The sequence below is a fragment of the Vagococcus fessus genome, assembly GCF_003987565.1.
GTDB classification, from domain to species: Bacteria; Bacillota; Bacilli; order Lactobacillales; family Vagococcaceae; genus Vagococcus_D; species Vagococcus_D fessus.
This window is the reverse complement of sequence record NZ_NGJY01000002.1, coordinates 178,974-199,664: the sequence shown is the minus strand read 5'-3', so window position 1 is coordinate 199,664 and position 20,691 is coordinate 178,974. Positions and strand designations below refer to the sequence as shown.

20 protein-coding genes and 1 other annotated feature are annotated in these 20,691 nt (G+C 37.0%); of the genes, 17 read left to right on the top strand and 3 right to left on the bottom strand.

The window, feature by feature from the left end; genetic code table 11:
• Window positions 1-10 precede the first annotated feature (10 nt).
• The 8 genes from thiI to CBF31_RS05265 all read left to right on the top strand — a co-directional run bounded on the left by thiI (window position 11) and on the right by CBF31_RS05265 (window position 8,723).
• Complete coding sequence (gene thiI / locus CBF31_RS05300) at window positions 11-1,228, top strand: tRNA uracil 4-sulfurtransferase ThiI (protein ID WP_126831354.1); 1,218 nt, start codon at window positions 11-13, stop codon at window positions 1,226-1,228.
• 126 nt (window positions 1,229-1,354) lie between these two features.
• Window positions 1,355-2,023 carry a redox-sensing transcriptional repressor Rex gene (locus tag CBF31_RS05295; protein WP_126831353.1) on the top strand — a complete coding sequence of 223 codons (669 nt, stop codon included), beginning with the start codon at window positions 1,355-1,357 and terminating at the stop codon, window positions 2,021-2,023.
• A 95-nt stretch (window positions 2,024-2,118) separates the two neighbouring features.
• On the top strand, window positions 2,119-2,607 hold the full coding sequence (gene tpx / locus CBF31_RS05290) for a thiol peroxidase (protein ID WP_126831352.1): 489 nt from the start codon (window positions 2,119-2,121) through the stop codon (window positions 2,605-2,607).
• 39 nt (window positions 2,608-2,646) lie between these two features.
• Window positions 2,647-2,864, top strand: a binding site (T-box leader).
• 108 nt (window positions 2,865-2,972) lie between these two features.
• The gene (locus tag CBF31_RS05285) at window positions 2,973-5,615 is read left to right on the top strand and encodes a valine--tRNA ligase (RefSeq protein ID WP_126831351.1); all 2,643 of its coding nucleotides are present in this window, start codon (window positions 2,973-2,975) and stop codon (window positions 5,613-5,615) included.
• A gap of 18 nt (window positions 5,616-5,633) precedes the next feature.
• Window positions 5,634-6,941 (top strand): bifunctional folylpolyglutamate synthase/dihydrofolate synthase, encoded by a 1,308-nt coding sequence (locus tag CBF31_RS05280; protein WP_126831350.1) that lies wholly within the window; start codon window positions 5,634-5,636, stop codon window positions 6,939-6,941.
• A complete protein-coding gene (locus tag CBF31_RS05275; RefSeq protein ID WP_126831349.1) occupies window positions 6,934-7,599 on the top strand; it encodes an HAD family hydrolase in 666 nt (221 codons plus the stop codon). Before CBF31_RS05280 ends, CBF31_RS05275 begins: the two co-directional genes overlap by 8 nt.
• Window positions 7,600-7,659: 60 nt before the next feature.
• The gene (radC, locus tag CBF31_RS05270; protein WP_126831910.1) at window positions 7,660-8,352 is read left to right on the top strand and encodes a RadC family protein; all 693 of its coding nucleotides are present in this window, start codon (window positions 7,660-7,662) and stop codon (window positions 8,350-8,352) included.
• A 167-nt stretch (window positions 8,353-8,519) separates the two neighbouring features.
• Entirely contained in the window at window positions 8,520-8,723 is a 204-nt protein-coding gene (locus CBF31_RS05265; RefSeq protein WP_126831348.1) for a cold-shock protein, read from the top strand.
• Window positions 8,724-8,787: 64 nt separating this feature from the next.
• Here the strand turns inward: CBF31_RS05265 and CBF31_RS05260 are convergent, their stop codons facing one another.
• Window positions 8,788-9,921, bottom strand: a complete 1,134-nt coding sequence (locus tag CBF31_RS05260; protein ID WP_126831347.1) for a trans-sulfuration enzyme family protein — start codon at window positions 9,919-9,921, stop codon at window positions 8,788-8,790.
• 372 nt (window positions 9,922-10,293) lie between these two features.
• On the opposite strand from CBF31_RS05260, the gene CBF31_RS05255 reads away from it, so the two are divergent.
• The 3 genes from CBF31_RS05255 to CBF31_RS05245 are packed head-to-tail and all read left to right on the top strand — an operon-like array spanning window position 10,294 to window position 13,459.
• Entirely contained in the window at window positions 10,294-10,659 is a 366-nt protein-coding gene (locus CBF31_RS05255) for a Rid family detoxifying hydrolase (protein ID WP_126831346.1), read from the top strand.
• 36 nt (window positions 10,660-10,695) lie between these two features.
• Window positions 10,696-12,030, top strand: coding sequence for a CoA-disulfide reductase (locus tag CBF31_RS05250; protein WP_126831345.1), 1,335 nt, complete (start codon window positions 10,696-10,698; stop codon window positions 12,028-12,030).
• 16 nt (window positions 12,031-12,046) lie between these two features.
• Complete coding sequence (locus CBF31_RS05245; RefSeq protein ID WP_126831344.1) at window positions 12,047-13,459, top strand: cation:dicarboxylate symporter family transporter; 1,413 nt, start codon at window positions 12,047-12,049, stop codon at window positions 13,457-13,459.
• Between the two features lie 31 nt (window positions 13,460-13,490).
• Here the strand turns inward: CBF31_RS05245 and CBF31_RS05240 are convergent, their stop codons facing one another.
• Complete coding sequence (locus tag CBF31_RS05240; protein WP_126831343.1) at window positions 13,491-14,156, bottom strand: helix-turn-helix transcriptional regulator; 666 nt, start codon at window positions 14,154-14,156, stop codon at window positions 13,491-13,493.
• Window positions 14,157-14,271: 115 nt separating this feature from the next.
• The gene (locus tag CBF31_RS05235) at window positions 14,272-14,439 is read right to left on the bottom strand and encodes a DUF3042 family protein (RefSeq protein ID WP_126831342.1); all 168 of its coding nucleotides are present in this window, start codon (window positions 14,437-14,439) and stop codon (window positions 14,272-14,274) included.
• Between the two features lie 140 nt (window positions 14,440-14,579).
• On the opposite strand from CBF31_RS05235, the gene CBF31_RS05230 reads away from it, so the two are divergent.
• From CBF31_RS05230 to glnA, 6 genes are all read left to right on the top strand, one after another.
• Window positions 14,580-15,329 (top strand): glycerophosphodiester phosphodiesterase, encoded by a 750-nt coding sequence (locus CBF31_RS05230; RefSeq protein WP_126831341.1) that lies wholly within the window; start codon window positions 14,580-14,582, stop codon window positions 15,327-15,329.
• A gap of 4 nt (window positions 15,330-15,333) precedes the next feature.
• Entirely contained in the window at window positions 15,334-16,266 is a 933-nt protein-coding gene (miaA, locus tag CBF31_RS05225) for a tRNA (adenosine(37)-N6)-dimethylallyltransferase MiaA (RefSeq protein ID WP_245977928.1), read from the top strand.
• A 10-nt stretch (window positions 16,267-16,276) separates the two neighbouring features.
• Window positions 16,277-17,527: a GTPase HflX gene (hflX, locus tag CBF31_RS05220; protein WP_126831339.1), complete on the top strand. Its 1,251-nt coding sequence runs from the start codon at window positions 16,277-16,279 to the stop codon at window positions 17,525-17,527.
• Window positions 17,521-18,780 (top strand): methionine gamma-lyase family protein, encoded by a 1,260-nt coding sequence (locus tag CBF31_RS05215; protein ID WP_126831338.1) that lies wholly within the window; start codon window positions 17,521-17,523, stop codon window positions 18,778-18,780. The genes hflX and CBF31_RS05215 overlap by 7 nt, the downstream gene beginning before the upstream one ends.
• Before the next feature lie 140 nt (window positions 18,781-18,920).
• A complete protein-coding gene (locus tag CBF31_RS05210) occupies window positions 18,921-19,286 on the top strand; it encodes a MerR family transcriptional regulator (RefSeq protein WP_126831337.1) in 366 nt (121 codons plus the stop codon).
• 38 nt (window positions 19,287-19,324) lie between these two features.
• Entirely contained in the window at window positions 19,325-20,665 is a 1,341-nt protein-coding gene (gene glnA / locus CBF31_RS05205) for a type I glutamate--ammonia ligase (RefSeq protein WP_126831336.1), read from the top strand.
• The last annotated feature ends 26 nt before the right edge of the window (window positions 20,666-20,691 follow it).

Genomic DNA, 20,691 nt, shown 5'->3' with positions numbered 1-20,691 from the left:
ACGGAACTGAATGAATTATACAGAGATAATGGTTCGCTATGGCGAGCTATCGACAAAGGGTAAAAATAAAAAGATTTTTATTCGCATATTAGCACAAAATGTAAAAAAAGCATTACGTGCTTATCCAAATGTTAAAGTACACGGTGAACGTGATCGTATGCATTTACTTTTAAATGGTGAAGATAGCCAAGGTGTTATTGAAGCGCTAAAACCAATTTTTGGGATTCAAAACTTTTCTCCCGCAATACGTGTTGAAAAAGATTTGGATACAATCTATGAAACAGCTGTTAAAATGGTCAAGGAAAATTATGAAGACGGTATGAGCTTCAAAGTTAACACAAGACGTGCTGACCATGATTTTGTCTTAGATACAAATGAGTTAAACCGTGAAGTAGGCTATCATGTCATTCAAGCTATTCCAGACATTGCAGTTAAGATGAAACAGCCTGATATTACGATGCGTGTAGAGATTCGTATGGATGGGGCTTACTTATCATGTGAGACAATAAGAGGTGCTGGTGGTTTACCAGTAGGCTCTAGTGGCAAAGGAATGTTAATGTTATCTGGAGGAATCGATTCACCAGTAGCTGGATTCTTAGCCATGAAGCGTGGAGTGGAAATTGAAGCCGTTCATTTCCATAGTCCTCCATACACAAGTCAACAAGCTTTAGATAAAGCCAAAGATTTAACTGTTAAATTAGTGCCATATGTAGGTGGCATTCAGTTTATTGAAGTCCCATTCACTGAAATACAAGAAGAAATTAAGAAACATGTGGATGAAGGGTATCTAATGACAATCACACGTCGATTCATGTTACGTATAACAGATGAAATTATGAAGAAACGTAAAGGTTTAGCTATTTTTAATGGGGAGTCATTAGGACAAGTAGCCTCTCAAACCTTACATAGTATGATTGCGATTAATGACGTGACAACGACGCCGATCATTAGACCAGTTGTTGCTATGGATAAAAATGAAATTATTGAAATTGCTGAAAAAATCGACACGTTTGATTTAGCAATCCAACCGTTTGAAGATTGTTGTACAATTTTTGCGCCACCTAAACCAAAAACAAAGCCACGTTTAGACCGGGCGCTTGCGTTTGAAGAGAAGATGGACGTTGAAGGGCTTGTTGCTAGAGCGGTTGATGGCATCGTCATTTCTGAAATACAATCAGGACAGACTTATTTACAAGGTGAAAAAGACGAGTTTTCTGATTTATTATAGTATAAAAAAGACTAGAAATAACATTTTAGTCTTTTTTTGTTTGGTTAATTCTTCACAAAGTTGTTGTCAATAGGTCTAGACAGTGGTAAACTGAAAGTGTGAATATTTTAACAAGGAGGTGTCAGTATGAGCAAGGTAGAAGAATGTAAGATTCCTAATGCAACAGCCAAGCGTATCCCGTTGTATTATCGTTATTTAAAAATGCTTGAGGAATCAAAAGTAGAGCGTATTAAATCAAAAGAATTTAGCCAACTTATCCAAGTGCCATCTGCCACCATTCGTCGTGATTTTTCTCACTTTGGGGAATTAGGTCGTAGTGGTTATGGCTACGATGTCAGTTATTTAATCCAAGTTTTCAGTCATATATTAAATACCCAAGTTGAAAAGAAAATCGCCTTAGTAGGTGCTGGTAATCTAGGAAAAGCTCTAGTAAAAAATAATTTCCGACGTAATGATAACCTGACGATTGTGGCGGCATTTGATAGTGATCCTGAATTAGTAGGGACAAAAATTAATAACATTGTTATTCAAGACATGAAAGATTTAACAAAAATAGTTGAAAAAGAAGGAATTACAACAGCGATTGCCACTGTTCCAAGTCAACATTCTCAAGCAGCAGTCGATCAAATGGTTGAAGCCGGAATTACAGCTATTCTAAATTTTGCACCAGGGCGTGTAAAAGTACCTGATAATGTTAAGATTCAGTACATTGATTTGACGACAGAGCTTCAAACTCTGATTTATTTTGATGAGAACTTTACATCTAATAAACAGTTTAATTTTGCTAATCAATAGTGATTGGATATAAAATCACAAGCGTCTTCTTGGTAGAGGATGCTTTTTTTTTGTACACTGGGGGTAGAACAAATAGACTAACGGAGGCGTATAGTATGGAAATTACATTAAAAGGCAAACCAGCACAATTAGAAGGAACTCAAGTAACAGTCGGAGAGAAAGCTCCAGAGTTTAAATTAAACAATTTAGAGGATAAGGAAATTTCATTAAGTTCATTGAAAGGACAACCAGTAGTGTTAAGTATCGTTCCAGATATTAATACATCAGTTTGTCACATTCAAACTAAACGTTTCAATCAAGAAGCCGCAAATCTAGAAGGGATTCATTTAATGACAATCTCTTCTAATACTAAAGAGCAACAAGCTAATTGGTGTGCAGCTGAAGGCGTAGGGATGGAAATGTTACACGATCCTGAAAAAGTATTTGGTAAAGCTTATGGTCTTTATATTCCAGAGATGGATTTCTTAGCTCGTACAATTATCGTAATCGATGCTGAAGGTATTGTCAGATATCAAGAAATCGTTCCGGAAGTAGCGGAAGAGCCTAATTACGAAGCAGCTCTTGATTTTGTGAAATCACTATAAGATTAGAATTGACGAATAGAATATTAACGTGTAAACTGTTGATAAGACCCTGATTAAGAGGAGTAACTTCTGGTGAAGTCGTAGAGAGAAAATCCAAGGCTGAAAGATTTTTATTTCTAAAGAAGTGAAGGTAGCTTATAGTCTGAGTAGCTGAACTAATAGTAGGCTATTCCGAGTTGTGACCGTTATTTCACACCAAGATGTAGCAGTATAGTCTGCTATAAATTTAGGTGGTACCGCGTAAATTCGCCCTAAAACACACATGTGTTTTAGGGCTTTTTTTATTGATAAAATACTGTCACCTGACTGTCACTGTTAATCATTATTATTAAAAAAAACTTATATAAAAGAAAGAAGGAATCGATATGACAGAAGAAAAAAATCTGGCAACAAAGTACGAACCGCAAGCTGTTGAAGCGGGACGTTATAAAAAATGGGTAGAAAAAGGGTTATTTAAACCAAGTGAAGACCCTAAAGCAGAACCTTACTCAATCGTTATTCCACCACCAAACGTAACTGGTAAACTACATTTAGGTCACGCTTGGGATACAACCTTACAAGATATTATTATTCGTCATAAACGTATGCAAGGCTACGATACATTATGGATGCCTGGAATGGACCATGCTGGTATTGCGACACAAGCAAAAGTTGAAGCTAAATTAGCAGAAGACGGCATTTCACGTTATGACTTAGGCCGTGAAAAATTCTTAGATAAAACATGGGAATGGAAAGAGGAATATGCAGGACATATCCGTGAGCAATGGGGTAAAGTTGGGATTTCTGTAGACTATGACCGTGAACGTTTTACATTAGACGATGGGTTATCAGATGCAGTTAAAAAAGTATTTGTTAAATTATATGAAAAAGGCTTAATTTACCGTGGTGAGTTTATCATCAACTGGGACCCTAAAGCTAAAACAGCTTTATCAGATATCGAAGTTATTCATAAAGATGTTGAAGGGGCGTTCTACCACATGAGTTATTTAATTGCTGATGGTAGTGGAGATAGCGTTGAAATTGCGACAACTCGTCCTGAAACAATGTTAGGAGATACAGCAGTTGCAGTTCACCCTGATGATGAACGTTACCAACATTTAATTGGTAAAAACGTTATTTTACCTTTATTAAATAAAGAAATTCCAGTTGTTGCTGATGAGTACGTTGAGATGGACTTTGGAACAGGTGTTGTTAAAATTACACCAGCTCACGACCCTAATGACTTTGAGGTTGGTAATCGTCATGACCTTCCTCGTGTTAATGTTATGGATGAAGATGGCTCTATCAATGAGTTAGGTGGCAAATATGCCGGAATGGACCGTTTTGAAGCACGTAAAGCAGTTATTGCTGATTTAGATGCTGAAGGACGTTTAGTTAAAATTGAAAAAATGACACACAGCGTTGGGCACTCAGAACGTAGTGGTGTTGTTGTTGAACCGCGTTTATCAACTCAATGGTTTGTTAAGATGGAGCCACTTGCTAAAAAAGCAATGGACAATCAAGCAACAGACGATAAAGTGGAATTCTTCCCTCCTCGTTTTGAAAATACGTTTATGTCTTGGATGGAAAATGTTCATGACTGGTGTATCTCTCGTCAATTATGGTGGGGACATCGTATTCCAGCTTGGTATCATAAAGAAACAGGCGAAATGTATGTAGGAGAAGAAGCACCAAAAGATCCGGAAAACTGGAACCAAGATGAAGATGTGTTAGATACATGGTTCAGTTCTGCGTTATTCCCATTCTCAGGTATGGGCTGGCCAGATGAAGAAAATCCAGACTACAAACGTTATTTCCCTAATTCAACATTAGTAACAGGGTATGACATTATTTTCTTCTGGGTAAGTCGTATGATTTTCCAAAGTTTAGAATTCACTGAAAAAGCACCATTTGAAAATGTATTAATTCATGGTTTAATCCGTGCTGAAGATGGACGTAAGATGAGTAAATCTCTAGGTAACGGAATTGACCCAATGGATGTTATTGATAAATACGGTGCAGATAGCTTACGTTGGTTCTTATCAACAGGGTCTACACCTGGTCAAGATATGCGTTTCAGCTATGATAAGATGGATGCTGCTTGGAATTTCATTAACAAAATTTGGAATGCGAGTCGTTTTGTATTAATGAATACAGAAGACTTTAGCTATGAAGATATTAACTTAGAAGGTCATAAGACAGTTGCAGACCGTTGGATTTTAACACGCTTAAATGAAACGATTGACCGTGTGAATACGCAATTTGAAAAATATGAATTTGGTGAAGCGGGACGTTACCTATATAACTTTATCTGGGATGATTTCTGTGACTGGTATATTGAAATGAGTAAAGAAGTTCTTTACGGTGAAGATGAAGTCCAAAAACAAATGACACGTAGTATCTTAGTTCACACATTAGATAACATTATGCGTCTAATCCACCCAATTATGCCTTTCGTATCAGAAGCGATTTGGGAAAAAATCCCTCATCAAGGTGACTCAATCGTTGTAGCACCGTACCCAGTTAAAGACGAAAGTATGATTGATACCAAAGCGGCAGATGGGATGGAAGTACTTAAAGAATTAATCCGTTCAGTTCGTAACATCCGTTCTGAGGTAAATACACCAATGTCTAAAACTATTACATTATTAATTAAAACAACAGACAGTTCAGTAGAAGAATTCTTGAAAGAGAATACAAGCTATATTGAGCGTTTCTGTAATCCAGAAGAATTAGAAATTTCACCAAGTATTGAAGCACCAGAGCTTGCGATGAGTGCCGTTATTACAGGAGCTGAAATTTACTTACCACTTGCTGATTTAATTAATATTGATGAAGAAATTGTGCGTCTTGAAAAAGAATTAGACAAATGGACGAAAGAAGTAAAAATGGTTCAAGGAAAACTTTCTAACGAGCGTTTCGTAGCAGGTGCTCCAGAAGCAGTTGTTGCAGCAGAACGTGAAAAAGAAAAAGATTATCTTGAAAAACAAGCCGCTGTTAAAGAACGTATTGCAACTTTAAAAAAATAATAAACTAGGAGGGTTTGAATGACGTATCAAGAAGCATTAGATTGGATTCATGGTCGATTAGCCTTTGGCAATCGACCAGGGTTACAACGTGTCGAAGCGTTGCTTGAAAAGTTGGATAACCCTCAAAATAAAATCAAGACCGTTCATATAGCCGGTACAAATGGTAAGGGCTCGACAGTCACTGATTTAAGATGTTTATTAGAAGAAGAAAATTTAAAGGTGGGGACATATACCTCACCTTTTATTACTTATTTTAATGAACGAATTGCGATAAATAATCGACCTATTCCTAATGACGAGTTAGTCAGATGGGTCTTAAAATTACAACCTCTTGTAGCGGAGTTAGATGCTACCGAGGAGGTTAGTGGGATTACTGAATTTGAAATTGTGACAGCTTTAATGTTTGGTTATTTTGCTGAACAAAAAGTGGATATAGCAATTGTGGAGGTTGGTTTAGGTGGCTTGTTAGATTGTACGAATGTTATCATGCCTCTTGCTTCTGCTATTACGACAATCGGCATGGATCATATGGATATTTTAGGCAATACGATTGAAGAGATTGCTTTTCAAAAAGCAGGGATCATTAAAGTGGAAGTGCCAGTTGTATTAGGTGATTTACCAGAGGAGGCAGTATCGGTTATAACCGGTGAAGCTAATTCTAAAACATCATCAGTATACAAATATGGAGAGTCGTTTAAAAGTAGTGAGCAGCAGTCTGTTGAATGGGTTGGAGAGATGTTTGCCTATCAATCTGATGAATTAAACTTATCAGAAGTGATGGTGTCTTTAATAGGCAAACATCAAGTGGATAACGCTTCAGTTGCAATTAAGCTTTATGAATTATTAGCCCAGCCTCTTGGATACAAATGTAGCGAAGGTACGATTAAATCAGCGTTGTCAAAGGCACATTGGTCAGGACGTATGGAAGTCATACGAAAAGAGCCGCTTATTATTTTAGATGGTGCTCATAATGAGCCGGCAGTGACTCGACTGGTCGAAAGTTTGGCGAGCATGGCTCATGATCGAAAAATTCATGTAATGTTTGCTTCGTTATCAACAAAAGACTGTCAGCCAATGATAGAGTTATTTCAAACCTTGCCTAACGTTGAACTAACAGTGACGACGTTTGATTATCCTAAGGCACGTGCTATTAAGGATTATCCAGCATCTGTATTGTCAGAGGTCAAAAGTGAGAGGAATTGGCAAGAAGGTCTGTTAAAACTAACTAAAGCCTGTCATTCAGAGGATATGGTTGTTGTGACAGGGTCGCTTTATTTTATTTCTCAAGTAAGAGCATTTATTTTAGGAGGAGAATTCTATGAGTAAAAGCTACAAAGGGATTATATTTGATATGGATGGTCTGTTATTTGATACAGAGTCTATCTATTGTGATGTTCATACGGCTTTAGCGCCAGATTACGGTATTAAAGGCTATGATGAGGCATATTACATGAGACATGTTGGAAAGTCTGATGAGGAACTTCATGAGGCGTTTTACACTGATTTTATTTCAGCAGGTAAAGAGGCAATTGATGAATTTATTCAAGTGACTTATGCAGAAACAGAACGTCGTTTTGAAGCGGGATTAGTTGATTTAAAACCAGGCGCACGTGAGTTGCTTGATCAGTTAAAAGAGCAAAATATTCCATGTATTATCGCTTCAAGTAATTTGCGTCGATTTATTGACATTTTAGTAAGAGAAGCTGGAATATCAGATTATTTCATCGATATCGTCTCATCAGAAGATGTTAAGCGTGCGAAGCCAGACCCTGAGATTGTCGAAAAAGCAGTCGCTCGTTTAGGATTAGAGTCATCAGAGTGTTTGATGTTAGAGGATTCAATCAATGGGGTACGTGCTGCATATGGTGCAGGTGTCGATGTGGTTGTCGTTCCTGATTTATTACAGCCTAATCCTGAGATGGTAGAAAAAGCAGAATCAATTGTAACAAGTTTAGTTGACGTTAAAGAAATGCTAACTAAATAAAATTAAAAGACTTTCTTTCACGTATCTAGTAATTAGAGTGTGAAAGGAGGTCTTTTATTGATTATTAAAGAATTATCAAAAGAACTTGTTGATTTTCCACAAAACGAATTACCAAGGGAACGAGCATTGAATGAAGGTGTAAAAGCTTTAGCCACGTATGAACTATTAGCAGTGGTGTTAAGAACAGGTGGCAAAGAAAAGAATGTTATTGAATTAGCTATTCAGATTATGCAAAATTTTCCGACATTGTATGATTTAAAAAAAGCAACGGTTGAAGAATTACTCGAGATAAAGGGGATCGGGAAAGTCAAAGCGATTGAAATAAAATGCGTATTAGAATTAGGAGAACGACTAGCTGAATCTAAAATAGAAAAAACAGGGAAGGTGTCATCAAGTGAAGGGATTGGAAAAAAACTAATCCATGAAATGAAAGATTTACATCAAGAGAAGTTAGTTGCCTTATACCTAAATACAAATAATGAAATAATCAAACAGGAAACAGTTTTTATAGGGAGTTTAAATCAATCAGTGGCTCATCCTAGGGAAATATACCGATTGGCTGTAAGGTATTCAGCGGCTCATTTGATTCTGGCGCATAATCATCCATCGGGAAATTTAACACCTTCAGAAAATGATAAAGCATTTACCAAACGTGTAAAAGAATCAGGGGATATTATTGGGATTCCATTATTAGACCACTTGATTATTGGGAACGATTCATACTATAGCTTTAGAGAAATGGGAGAGTTTTAATAGATATCACATTTCTCTATAATCGTTTTCCTTGCTTAATACTATAATTTGGCGTACTATATAAGTGTAATCTCTAGGAAGTAAACGTGAAAGTTTTAACTCTCTCGTGCTTTACTGAGTAGACTACATCATTATATAGTGCATATATGCACGAGGAGGAATGTAACATGGAAAAAGGGTCAGTTAAATGGTTTAACGCAGAAAAAGGGTTCGGTTTTATCGAACGCGAAAACGAAGGCGGAGACGTATTCGTACATTTTTCAGCAATTCAAGATGAAGGTTTCAAAACATTAGAAGAAGGTCAAGCTGTGACTTTCGATATCGAAACTTCAGATCGTGGACCTCAAGCAACAAACGTTGTTAAAGCGTAAGCGATTTATATAGAAAAGCTCCCCAGAGATAACTCTTTGGGGAGCTTTTTAGTGGTAAGAATGATTATTTAATGCTATTCTCTAAATCGGAAAGTAAATCTTCGATGTCTTCAATTCCGCATGATAAACGAATTAAAGTAGGGGTAACACCCATATTTAGGCGCTCTTCTTCAGGCATGCAGGCGTGGGACATTAGCCAAGGATAAGACAAGATAGATTCTACTCCCCCTAAGCTTACAGCTACAATTGGAACACGACATTGTTCAAAAAGGTGGGCAACTTGTTCTTCAGTTTCTAATTCGAATGATAACACTGCGCCGCCGTCACTAGCTTGTTTGACATGAACATCATGATCTTTATGAGTGCTTAAACCAGGATAGTAAACATTTTTTACTTGCGGTTTAGTTAGTAAGTGTTCGGCAATTTGTTGCGCATTGGCAATTGACTTTTCCATGCGAAGTCCCATTGTTTTAACACCACGTAACATTAACCAAGCATCTTCAGCACCTAAAGTACCACCCAACGCTTTTTGATGCATTTTTAATTGTGTATGTAAGTCTTCATTATTGGTAACCACAAGTCCAGCCACAACATCACTATGACCGTTTATAAATTTGGTAGCACTGTGAATTACGATATCAATACCCAATTCTAAAGGATGTTGAGATAAAGGGGTCATAAAGGTATTGTCTGATGCTGTTAAAATATTATGTTTTTTGGCAATAGTAGCCACTTCTTTTAAGTCTGTAATAGTAAGAAGTGGATTTGAAGGTGACTCTAAATAGAACATTTTAGTGTTAGGTTGGATAGCTTCTTCCCATTCTTGTACATTTGATTCATCAACAAATGTACATTCAACACCAAAACGAACTAAGAAGTCATTTACAGTTTGGAAAGTACCACCATATATATTTTTCCCAAGAACTAAATGGTCACCGTTAGATAGCATAAATAGAACGGAGTTGATAGCTGCCATCCCTGATGAAAAAGCTAGACCGTATTCTGCATTTTCGAGTGCGGCAATACATTTTTCAGCAGCATCAACTGTTGGATTGGCAAAGCGACTGTAGCTATAGCCAGTGTGATTAAATACATCTTTTTGATGGAATGTTGACGTTTGGTATTTTGGAATTGAAGAAGCGCCAGTTTCTGGATCAATGACTGGATAACCGTGTAAAAGTTTTGTGTTGATTTTCATAATAAAACACCCTCCATTTTTTTATAGTGACCACTAGATATAAAAAATTATCATAGAAATAAATCCCTTTCACCACAAAAATACCATTTTATGAAAACGTTTGTCAATAGTTTTTGATAAAAAATTATCAAAGATAAACTAAAAAACCAATGAGAAAACTAACTATTAAATTTAGAAATAACACATTATAGGAAAATGCTTACATGCTTGTCTTGTCTTGTGTATAAAGTTTTTATAGATGATTGACAAGCTTTTTTTTGTGTGTTAAATTTTGAGTGTGAAAAAATTATCTAGATGATAAAAAAATATCTTTTGGATAAAAAATGATTATTACGGACGTAATAATAACACTAAAATTAGGAGGAAATTAAAATGGGAAAAATTCCAGCAGCAATCGGACCGTATTCAGTATATAGAGAGGTAGGGGACTTAGTCTTTGTATCTGGTCAATTACCAGTAGATGGTATGACAGGTGAGTTTCCATCAGATAAGTTTGAAGATCAAATTAAACAAGTAATGGAAAATATGGCTCTTATCTTAAATGAAGTGGGAGCATCATTTGATCAAGTGGTTAAAACAACTTGTTTCTTAAAAGATTTAAATGATTTCGCAGTGTTTAATGAAGTATATGGTAGTTATTTTGGAACTGAATTCCCAGCGCGTTCAGCTTTCCAAGTAGCTAAATTACCAAAAGATGCACTAGTTGAAATTGAATTTATCATTGATAAAAAAGCATAATAATTAATAAATTTATTATTCAGAGGAGATCGACTAATGGAAATCGTTATTATTGGAGGAATTGCAGCAGGGATGAGTACTGCTGCAAAAGCTGCCCGTACAAACAAAGAGGCAACTGTAACAGTTATTGAGAAAGAAAAATATGTTTCGTTTGGAGCGTGTGGTTTACCTTACTATTTAGGAAACCAGTTTGAAGACCAAAATGAAATGTTTGCTCGTACGCCGGAACAAATGGAAGCATCAGGCGTTAACTTAATGTTAGAGCATCAAGTAACAGCGATTGACTTTAAAACAAAAACAATCACAATGACAGATTTAAAAACAGGTGAAGAAAAGACTAAAACTTATGACCGTTTAATGATTGCCACAGGAGCGCAACCTATTGTCCCGCCTTTAGCAGGAATGGATAGTGAAAATGTGTATACGATAACTAAGATTGATCAAGTGAATCGCTTGAAAGAAAACTTAGCTAAGTATAATAAGATTGTTGTCATTGGTGGCGGATTTATAGGGGTTGAAGTAGCGGATCAATTAGCGATTCAAGGAAAAGAAATGCGCTTAATTGAAGCAGGTTCAGCAATTATGAGTGGCCCATTCGATCCGGAATTCTCTGAGAAATTAAAAGGTGCTGTTGAAGAAGAAGGCGTAGCCATTCATTTAGATGAATTAGCTCAAGAGCTTATTACAACAGATGGTAAAGTGACGGCTGTTAAGACCCATAAAGGGGATTACGAAGCGGATGCTGTTATCGTAGCGATTGGTTTCAGACCTAATACAGCGTTCTTAAAAGGACAATTAGAGATGCTAGGGAATGGTGCAATCATTATCGATAAATATGGTCGTACATCTGAAAAAGATGTCTTCTCTGCGGGAGATTGTGCATCAGTTCCGCATCGTCTTTTAGGAGACTCTTATATCCCACTTGCGACAACTGCGAATAAATTAGGTCGTATTGTTGGAACAAATATTGCTGTTTCAGAAGATAAAATGGAAGAGTATGTCGGAGCTTTAGGTAGTAGTGCGATTAAAGCTGGTGCTTATGAAGCAGCTAGTACAGGACTTACTGAAAAGCAAGCGAAAGCTAAAGGTTTAAACTATAAAACAACATGTATCGAAACAAATAATCACTCTAACTACTATACAGTGCAAGAGAAAATTATGATTAAGTTAGTTTATGATGCTGAAACACTTGTTTTATATGGAGCTCAATTATTCGGTAAAAATGAAACTGTTTTACGTGCGACAGGTTTAACAGCAGCGATTCATGCTGGTTTAACAACTAAAGAATTAGGATTTGTCGATTTTGCTTACGCACCACCATTTGCTTCTACTTGGGAAGCGATTAATGTTGCGGCCAATACAGCTAAATAAAGGGAGATGAAGACATATGATAGATGCACCGTTTTTTACTCAGTTTTTGAAGGTTAGTAATTTTTATACAATCGGAGCAATTGCGCTTTTGATTGTAGCAATTCTGTTTTTAAAAGCATTAAAAGGAAAACGTGTTAACTTTTCAAAACGTATGATTATTGCGTTGGTTGTTGGGTTAGCAATGGGTGTGGTAGTTGATTTAATTGGAAGTAAGAGTGCTGTTTATACAGACTACGCTCAATTAGAAATTTCTACATGGTACGGATTAATCGGAACAGGATTCTTGAAATTAGTGCAATTATTAGCTGTTCCAGTCGTATTTTTATCTATTATTAAAGTAGTAATTGATGTAAAAGGGGATCGTTTAAAAACCTTAACAGGTAAAACATTTACAGCTTTACTTGGTACAACAGCGATTGCTGCCGCTATCGGAATTTTAGTTGTAAAACTTTATGGTCTTAATGGTGCAGATTTTGCTGGAGATTTAACAGAAGCTAAAGTTGAATCAATGAGCAACATAGCGTCTCAAAGTTTCCCAGAATTCTTCTTGAATTTAATTCCAAGTAACATTATTAATGTTATGGGAGATAACGGTAGTATCGTATCAGTAGTTATTGTTGCAGCGTTATTTGCAAGTGCGATTCGTTTCTTACAAGTGAAGAAACCAGATCAAGTCGCTCCATTTGTAACACTGTTAGATTCATTAAAAGTAACAGTTAACTCAGTATTAACAAACGTTATTAAATTAATGCCGTATGGTGTTGTTGCGTTAGTAAGTAATACTATTATTTCAAAAGGAATTCAATCTATTCTTGGAATGTTAGGGTTCATCGCAGCGCTTTATACAGGTGTTATCATAATGATGTTAATTTATGTAGTGATGCTTGTATTAATGGGTGTTAGCCCAGTAACGTTCTACAAAAAAGCTTTCACAACGTTATTATTTGCTTTCTCTTCACGTTCAAGTGTGGGAACGTTACCGTATACACTTAAAACATTAGAAGATGATATGGGTGTTTCTCAAGAAACATCAAACTTCGTTGGAACATTAGGAACAGCAGTTGGAATGAATGGTTGTGCCGGTGTATTCCCAGCGATGTTAGGAACATTAATTGCGTCAGCTGCAGGTGCTGAAATGAACTTCTCGTTCTACGTTTTAGTAGTAGTTGTTGTAACAGTAGGTTCTATCGGAATTGCCGGTGTACCAGGAACAGCGACAGTAGCGGCGACAGTAACGTTAAATGGTTTAGGATATGGTCAACATATCTCAAGTATTGGTGCTATCTTCGGGATTGACCCAATTGTTGATATGGGACGTACGATGCTAAACGTTGCAGGTTCAATGGTATCAGCTATTATGGTTGATAAGTGGGAAGGTACTTTTGACAAAGAGGCATTCAATAGACCTGTAGAAGCTAAAGAAGAATAAAAAAATGGCCATGACACGTGTCATGGCTTTTTTATTTGCATTCTACTATTTTGATGTAGCGGTAAACACTAGGTTCTGAGATATTTAAAATTTCAGCAACTCGAGCAACGGCTCCTTTAATTTGGAAAATCCCTTTGTCGTTTAAGTTACTAATGATTTCAAGCTTCAATTCCTTGCTTAATAAGATTTTCTGATCGAGTAAGTCAGGCGAAATAACGCTATGGACAATGCCTTCGATTGAATCTTCTAACACTTCAATGGAATCATGAGAAGGTTGAATGTGAGGTGTATCAAAGACAGTATCACAAGGTGATGTCAATCCTGCTAAGCTTAAAATATCTCGTGATAATTCCTCGTATAGACTAGTATCTTGGTTAATACAAAGCATTCCTTCAAGACTCCCATCTTTTCCTCGTATGAAAAAAGTAGAGCCTTTTAAATTTTTTCCATTTACGGTTTGTGATTTATAATCTACTACGTAATCTTCACTAAGATGTTTTTTTGATTTAATTAATTCGAGTGCGAAACCGGTGATAGGCGAATTGATAGTCCTACCACTAATGTGATTGTTTTCAATTGCTGCGATATGGTAGTTGTCAGTATCTAAAACATGTAAGATGATTTCGAAGTTACGACCCAATGTTTTTCCTAAAAAGGTGGTAAGTGAACAATAAAATGCTAAGTTTTCTTTATTCATATGCGCGCTCCTAATAAGTTATTATCATGTTAAGAATACCATATACTGTTCTTTTTTTCATTTTAAATCAAAAGAAAAAGCCTGATTATAATTAAATAATCAAGCTTTGTTTAAATTAACGAGCGCGACTTTTGCGCATTGCTTTGCGACGGTTTTCGATAACTTCGTTTTCTTTTTCTTCCATTGGATCGATTACTGTTTTTTTAACGCCATACATAAGGCCTGCAATTGTAGCAACTGTTAAAGTAGTCCCTGCAACAACACCTGATACGAATTTTTTCATATGTGTTCACCTGCACTTTCGGATTAATATACATTTATTATCTAATAAATGGACAAAAAAAGCTAGTAAAAAGAAATAACAGCCAAACTATAACTTTTTACTAGAAAGTGATAGAATAGTAGGGAATTGGAGGGATTGATATGACTAAAATAATAGCCCATCGAGGAAGCAAAGGGACTCATCCGGAAAACACATTAGCAGCTTTTAAAGAGGCGATGCTTGTAGGAGCCGATGGTATTGAGTTAGACGTTCAATGCACAAAAGATAATAAGTTAGTTGTTATCCATGATAACACTGTAAATAGAACAACCAATGGAAAAGGTGAAATAACAGATTTTACTCTAAAACAATTGAAAAAATTAGATGCGGGCAGTTGGTTTGATCCGAAATTTAAAGGTGAAAAAATTCCAACGCTAGAAGAAGTGTTAGTGTGTTTGCAAGAAGCGAGTTATACAGGTGTTTTGAATATTGAAATTAAGACAGATGAGAAAGAATATCCAGGAATTGAAGAAGCGGTTATGAATGTGATGAACTCACAGGACTGGACGTTTAGTTATTGGTATTCAAGTTTTAATTTCCAATCATTAGAACGTATTCAAGAATTTGATAAAGAAACACCTAAAGCGTATATCATGTCGACAGAAAAGGATAAAATTAGTTTATCTAATCATGTTGATTACATTGAAGCTATTCACCCTAGAATAACATTTGTAACGGCAAGAGAAGAAACGAACTCTTATACCCCTAAGAAAGTTCGACCATGGACTGTGAATAAAGTAGAGCAAATGATTGGTGCTTTTGAACGAGGATTGGATGGTATTCATACTGATTTTCCACGTAAGGCACTTGCTGTTCAAGCGATTTTTGAAGCGTTAAATGAAGAGGAGTAACAGAATGAAAGAAAAAGTATTAGTTATTGTAGGACCGACAGCTGTTGGGAAAACTGCATTAGGTGTTTCTCTTGCTAAAAAATATAATGGCGAGGTCATCAGCGGTGATTCACTTCAAGTCTATCGTGGTCTTGATGTGGGAACGGCGAAAGCAACAGAAGAAGAGATGGACGGTATTCCCCATCATTTAATTGATGTTTGCGAGTTAGGAGATACCTTTTCTGCGTCTGATTTTCAAGAACAAGGTCGTGCTTTAATTCAAGATATCACATCACGTGGAAAGTTACCGATTATTGTAGGTGGAACGGGGTTATACGTCCAAGCGTTATTGTTCGATTTTCAATTAGGTGGCGAAGAGAAAGTACAAGAAAATAGTGTGCTGCGTGATGAATTGCAAGCTTACGCTGATACAGAAGGACCAGATAAGCTATGGAAGCGACTTGAGAGTCAAGATAAACGAGCGGCTGGACAAATACATCCTAATAACGTGAAGCGTGTTATACGAGCAATAGAGGTCATTGAAACGACAGGGAAAAGTATTACGGAGCAAAAACAAGTGGATTATAAAGACTTGTCAAATGCGTTATATGATGTGAAATTTATAGCGCTGGGAACAGACCGTGAGCGATTATACGAACGTATTAATCGTCGAGTGGATTTAATGGTACCAAAAGGAATTGAAACGGAAGCAAAAATGATCTTTGATTTTGGAGAATGTCAGGCGGCACAAGGGATTGGATATAAAGAATTCTTCCCCTATTTTGAAGGTCGTGCGACAAAAGAAGAGACCATAGAACTTGTAAAACAACAGTCAAGACGATATGCTAAGCGTCAAATGACATGGTTTAGAAATAGAACATCAGCACAGTGGTGGGATATTTTAAGTGAACCAGATGCTGTCGAACAATTAGAAAAATCAGTAGCAGAGTGGTTATAGGAGGTGTCTCATGGAAGAGAAACGTGAAAAAGTCATCATAGTTGGTGTCGAAACCGCTGATAATTATAGATATTTTAGTGAATCAATGGAAGAGTTAAAAAACTTAACAGAGACGGCTCAAGGCGAGGTTGTTTTTGAAATTGTTCAAAAGCGTCCGAATGTTGACCGTCAAACCGTTATTGGTAAAGGTAAAGTAGAGGAATTAGTGAGGTTTGTGGATGCTTATGAGGCAGACCTTGTTATCTTTAACCAAGAATTAACGCCGCGTCAAAGTCAATTAATCAGCGATGCTGTTCAGGTGAAAGTCATTGACCGTGTTCAACTGATTTTGGATATCTTCGCCATGCGAGCTCAATCAAAAGCAGGGAAACTGCAGGTTGAATTAGCGCAGCTGAATTATTTGTTACCTCGATTAGTCGGACAAGGTGCCGCGTTATCTAGATTGGGTGGAGGAATTGGAACACGTGGTCCAGGTGAAACGAAGTTGGAAACAGACCGTCGTCATATTCGTAATAAAATTACAAATATCAAGAGAGAGCTAAAAGAAGTAACTGCTAGCCGAGAGCGTAATCGTCAACAACGTAAGGCATCTCAAATTTTCCAAATAGGATTAGTAGGCTATACGAATGCTGGGAAATCAACGTTGTTAAATATGTTAACGAATGCCGAAGCGTATTCGCAAGATCAATTATTTGCAACACTGGACCCTTTAACAAAACAATGGCAATTAGCGGAAGGGTTCCAAGTGACACTAACTGATACGGTAGGGTTTATTCAAGATTTACCGACACAATTAGTTGAAGCTTTCCAGTCAACATTAGAAGAAAGCCGTAATATGGACTTACTACTTCATGTGGTTGATGCTAGTTCTCCTGATAGAGACTTGCAGGAACAGACGGTACTGGAATTACTTGGGGATTTAGAAATGAAAAAAATTCCTGTTTTAACTGTCTATAATAAAATGGATAAAGTAACGCCTGAAGCTTTTGCGCCCACCCTGTTCCCGAATGTTCAAGTGTCTGCCAAATGTCCTGAGGACCGTACCGAATTAGAAGGAGCGATTCGTCGTCAGTTGATGGAGATGTTTGAACCGTATGATTTGGAGTTGGCGCCTAGTGAAGGCTATTTATTAAATAAATTAACAACAGATACGCTTGTGATTTCCCAAGACTTTTGTGATGAAACCGAGCAGTATTTAGTTAAAGGGTTTGCCCCTGAAACATCCCGTTGGGTTAAAACGGAGGAGGAAGAAGAATGGTAAATTGGATGAGCTCTTTTTCAGAAGAGTTGCAAGATAAAATAAAAAAAGTAGACGAGTTGATTATGCCAGCTCGTTTAAAAGTTCAAGATGTAGCTCTTTATAATCAAGGGAAAGTATTAGAAGCTTTTCGTAAAAATCATGTAGCGGAAAGTCATTTTGCTTTAGGTAGTGGCTATGGTAATGACGATATGGGACGTGATGCTTTAGAAGCGATTTATGCAGATGTCTTCAAAACAGAGGATGCTATCGTAAGGCCGCAAATTGTGTCAGGGACACATGCTATTGCGACGGCTTTATTTGGAATTTTACGTCCTGGAGATGACTTGCTTTATATTACAGGAACGCCATATGATACGTTGCTAGAAGTTATCGGTGTCAATGGTAATGGTATTGGGTCATTTAAAGAATACAATATCGGCTATGATGAGGTCGCTCTTAAAGAAGATGGTTCGGTTGATTTTGAAGGAATCAAAGCGAAAATGACACCTGCAACTAAAATGGTTGCCATTCAGCGCTCACGTGGTTACGCAGAACGCCCTTCGTTTACTGTGGCACAGATCGCAGAGATGACAGCTTTCATAAAAGAAAATTACCCTGATGTGGTTATTTTTGCGGATAATTGCTACGGTGAATTTTCTGAAGTTAGTGAACCAACAGAAGTCGGAGTGGATTTAATTGCGGGGTCATTAATCAAAAATCCAGGTGGTGGTATCGCTAAAACTGGTGGGTACATTGCAGGGAAGAAAGAATTAATTGAGAAATGTGCTTACCGCTTAACAACACCAGGGGTTGGTAAAGAAGGTGGGGCTATGATTCATAGTACTCACGAGATGATGCAAGGTTTTTTCCTAGCACCACACGTGGTTAGTCAGGCGATTCAAGGGGCGATTTACACGTCTGCTTTGTTAGCTGAATATGGCGTGAAGTCAACGCCAAAGTGGGATGATCCTCGTACCGACTTGATTCAAATGGTTGAGCTGGGAAATCAAGAAGCGATGGTTAAATTTTGCCAAGCGATTCAAAAATTTTCACCAGTGGATGCCTATGTTGCACCAGTACCGTCATATATGCCAGGATATGAAGATGATGTGATTATGGCAGCTGGAACTTTTGTCCAAGGGGCAAGTTTAGAATTGACAGCAGATGGTCCGATTCGAGCGCCATTTAATCTATATGTTCAAGGTGGTCTAACCTATGAGCATGTGAAAGTAGCAGTGAGTCATGCTGTAAATGATGTTTATTCTCAAAAATAAAAAGACTAAACCCTTGATTAATCAAGGGTTTTTATTTATGATTAAAAAAAATACGTCTTATGTTAGGAAAGCTGACATGGATTATTGACACTCTTTTTTTGAATTGGTATATTAAAAAAGTCGAAACGAGGTAAGCTGGAATGAGCGAAAAAGAACTCAGGAAATCAATGGCTGTTTTTCCGATTGGTACTGTAATGAAGCTGACAGATTTATCTGCCAGACAAATTCGTTATTACGAAACTAAAGAATTAGTCCATCCGGAACGTACGGAAGGTAATCAACGAATGTATTCCCTAAATGATGTCGATCGATTTTTAGAAATAAAAGATTGGCTACAAGCGGGATACTCCATGGTTGAAATTCAAGGGATGTACAAGGAAGAAGAAACAGAAGAGGTTATTCATTGGGAGAAAAATAAGTTATCTGACCATGATGTTAGACGATTATTTTATGATGAGTTGTTATCTGAGAGTCGCTTAGGTCAAGGCAATCCGTTTCAACGGTAATGAGTATTACCACCCAAAATAAGAGAGGTCGCGAAAAAATGGAAGACAAGTCAAAAAGAGTAGCAGAAATCAAAGAGATAGCTAAAAATGAAAATGTGAGATTTTTACGTTTGATGTTTACAGATGTTATGGGAACAATCAAAAATGTAGAAGTTCCAGTTAGTCAGTTAGACAAAGTACTTAGCAACAAAATGATGTTTGATGGCTCATCAATTGAAGGATTTGTCCGCATTGAAGAAAGCGACATGTATTTATATCCAGATTTAAATACGTGGTTAATCTTCCCGTGGGAAAATGGAGAAGGGAAAGTAGCTCGCTTGATTTGTGATATCTACACACCAGCTGGTGAACCGTTTCCAGGAGATCCTCGTGGGAATTTAAAACGAATTGTAGGGAAAATGAAAGAGTTAGGATTTAGCTCATTTAATTTAGGGCCAGAACCAGAATTCTTCTTATTCAAACTAGATGAGATGGGAAAACCGACTTTAGAATTAAACGATAGCGGTGGCTATTTTGATTTCTCACCACAAGATTTAGGAGAAGATTGCCGTCGTGATATCGTATTAGAATTAGAAAAATTAGGCTTTGAAATTGAAGCCTCACATCATGAGTGTGCGCCTGGGCAACATGAAATTGATTTCAAATATGCAGATGTTATTGAAGCGTGTGATAATATTCAAACTTTTAAATTAGTGGTTAAAACGATTGCTCGTCGTCATGGTTTACATGCAACCTTTATGCCGAAACCGTTACACGGGATTGCAGGTTCAGGAATGCACTGTAATATGTCATTATTTAATGAATCAGGAAATGCCTTTTATGATGAGAATGGAGAACGTGAGTTAAGCCAAGATGCTTATTATTTCTTAGGAGGATTGTTAGAGCATGCCAGAGCGTATACGGCTATCTGTAATCCGACTGTCAATTCGTACAAACGACTAGTACCAGGATTTGAAGCGCCAGTTTATGTGGCGTGGAGTGGTCAAAATCGTTCGCCATTAGTCCGTGTTCCGGCATCAAGAGGCTTATCGACTCGTTTGGAATTACGTTCGGTAGACCCAGCAGCTAATCCTTATCTTGCTATGGCTGTGTTGTTAGAGGCTGGTCTAGATGGGATCCGTAATAAAATAGTACCCCCAGCAGAAGTGAACCGTAATATTTATGTGATGAATGAAGCGGAAAGAGAAGCAGCTCAAATTACAGATTTACCTTCAACATTACACAACGCAATTAAAGCGATGCGTCAAGATGAAGTAGTTAAGAGTGCTTTAGGTGAACATATTCATGCTAACTTTGTTGAAGCGAAACGTTTAGAATGGCATGCGTTCCGTCAACAAGTATCAGATTGGGAAAGAGAACAATATTTAGAATTTTATTAAAATAGAAAAGGAACCTGTTATTTACT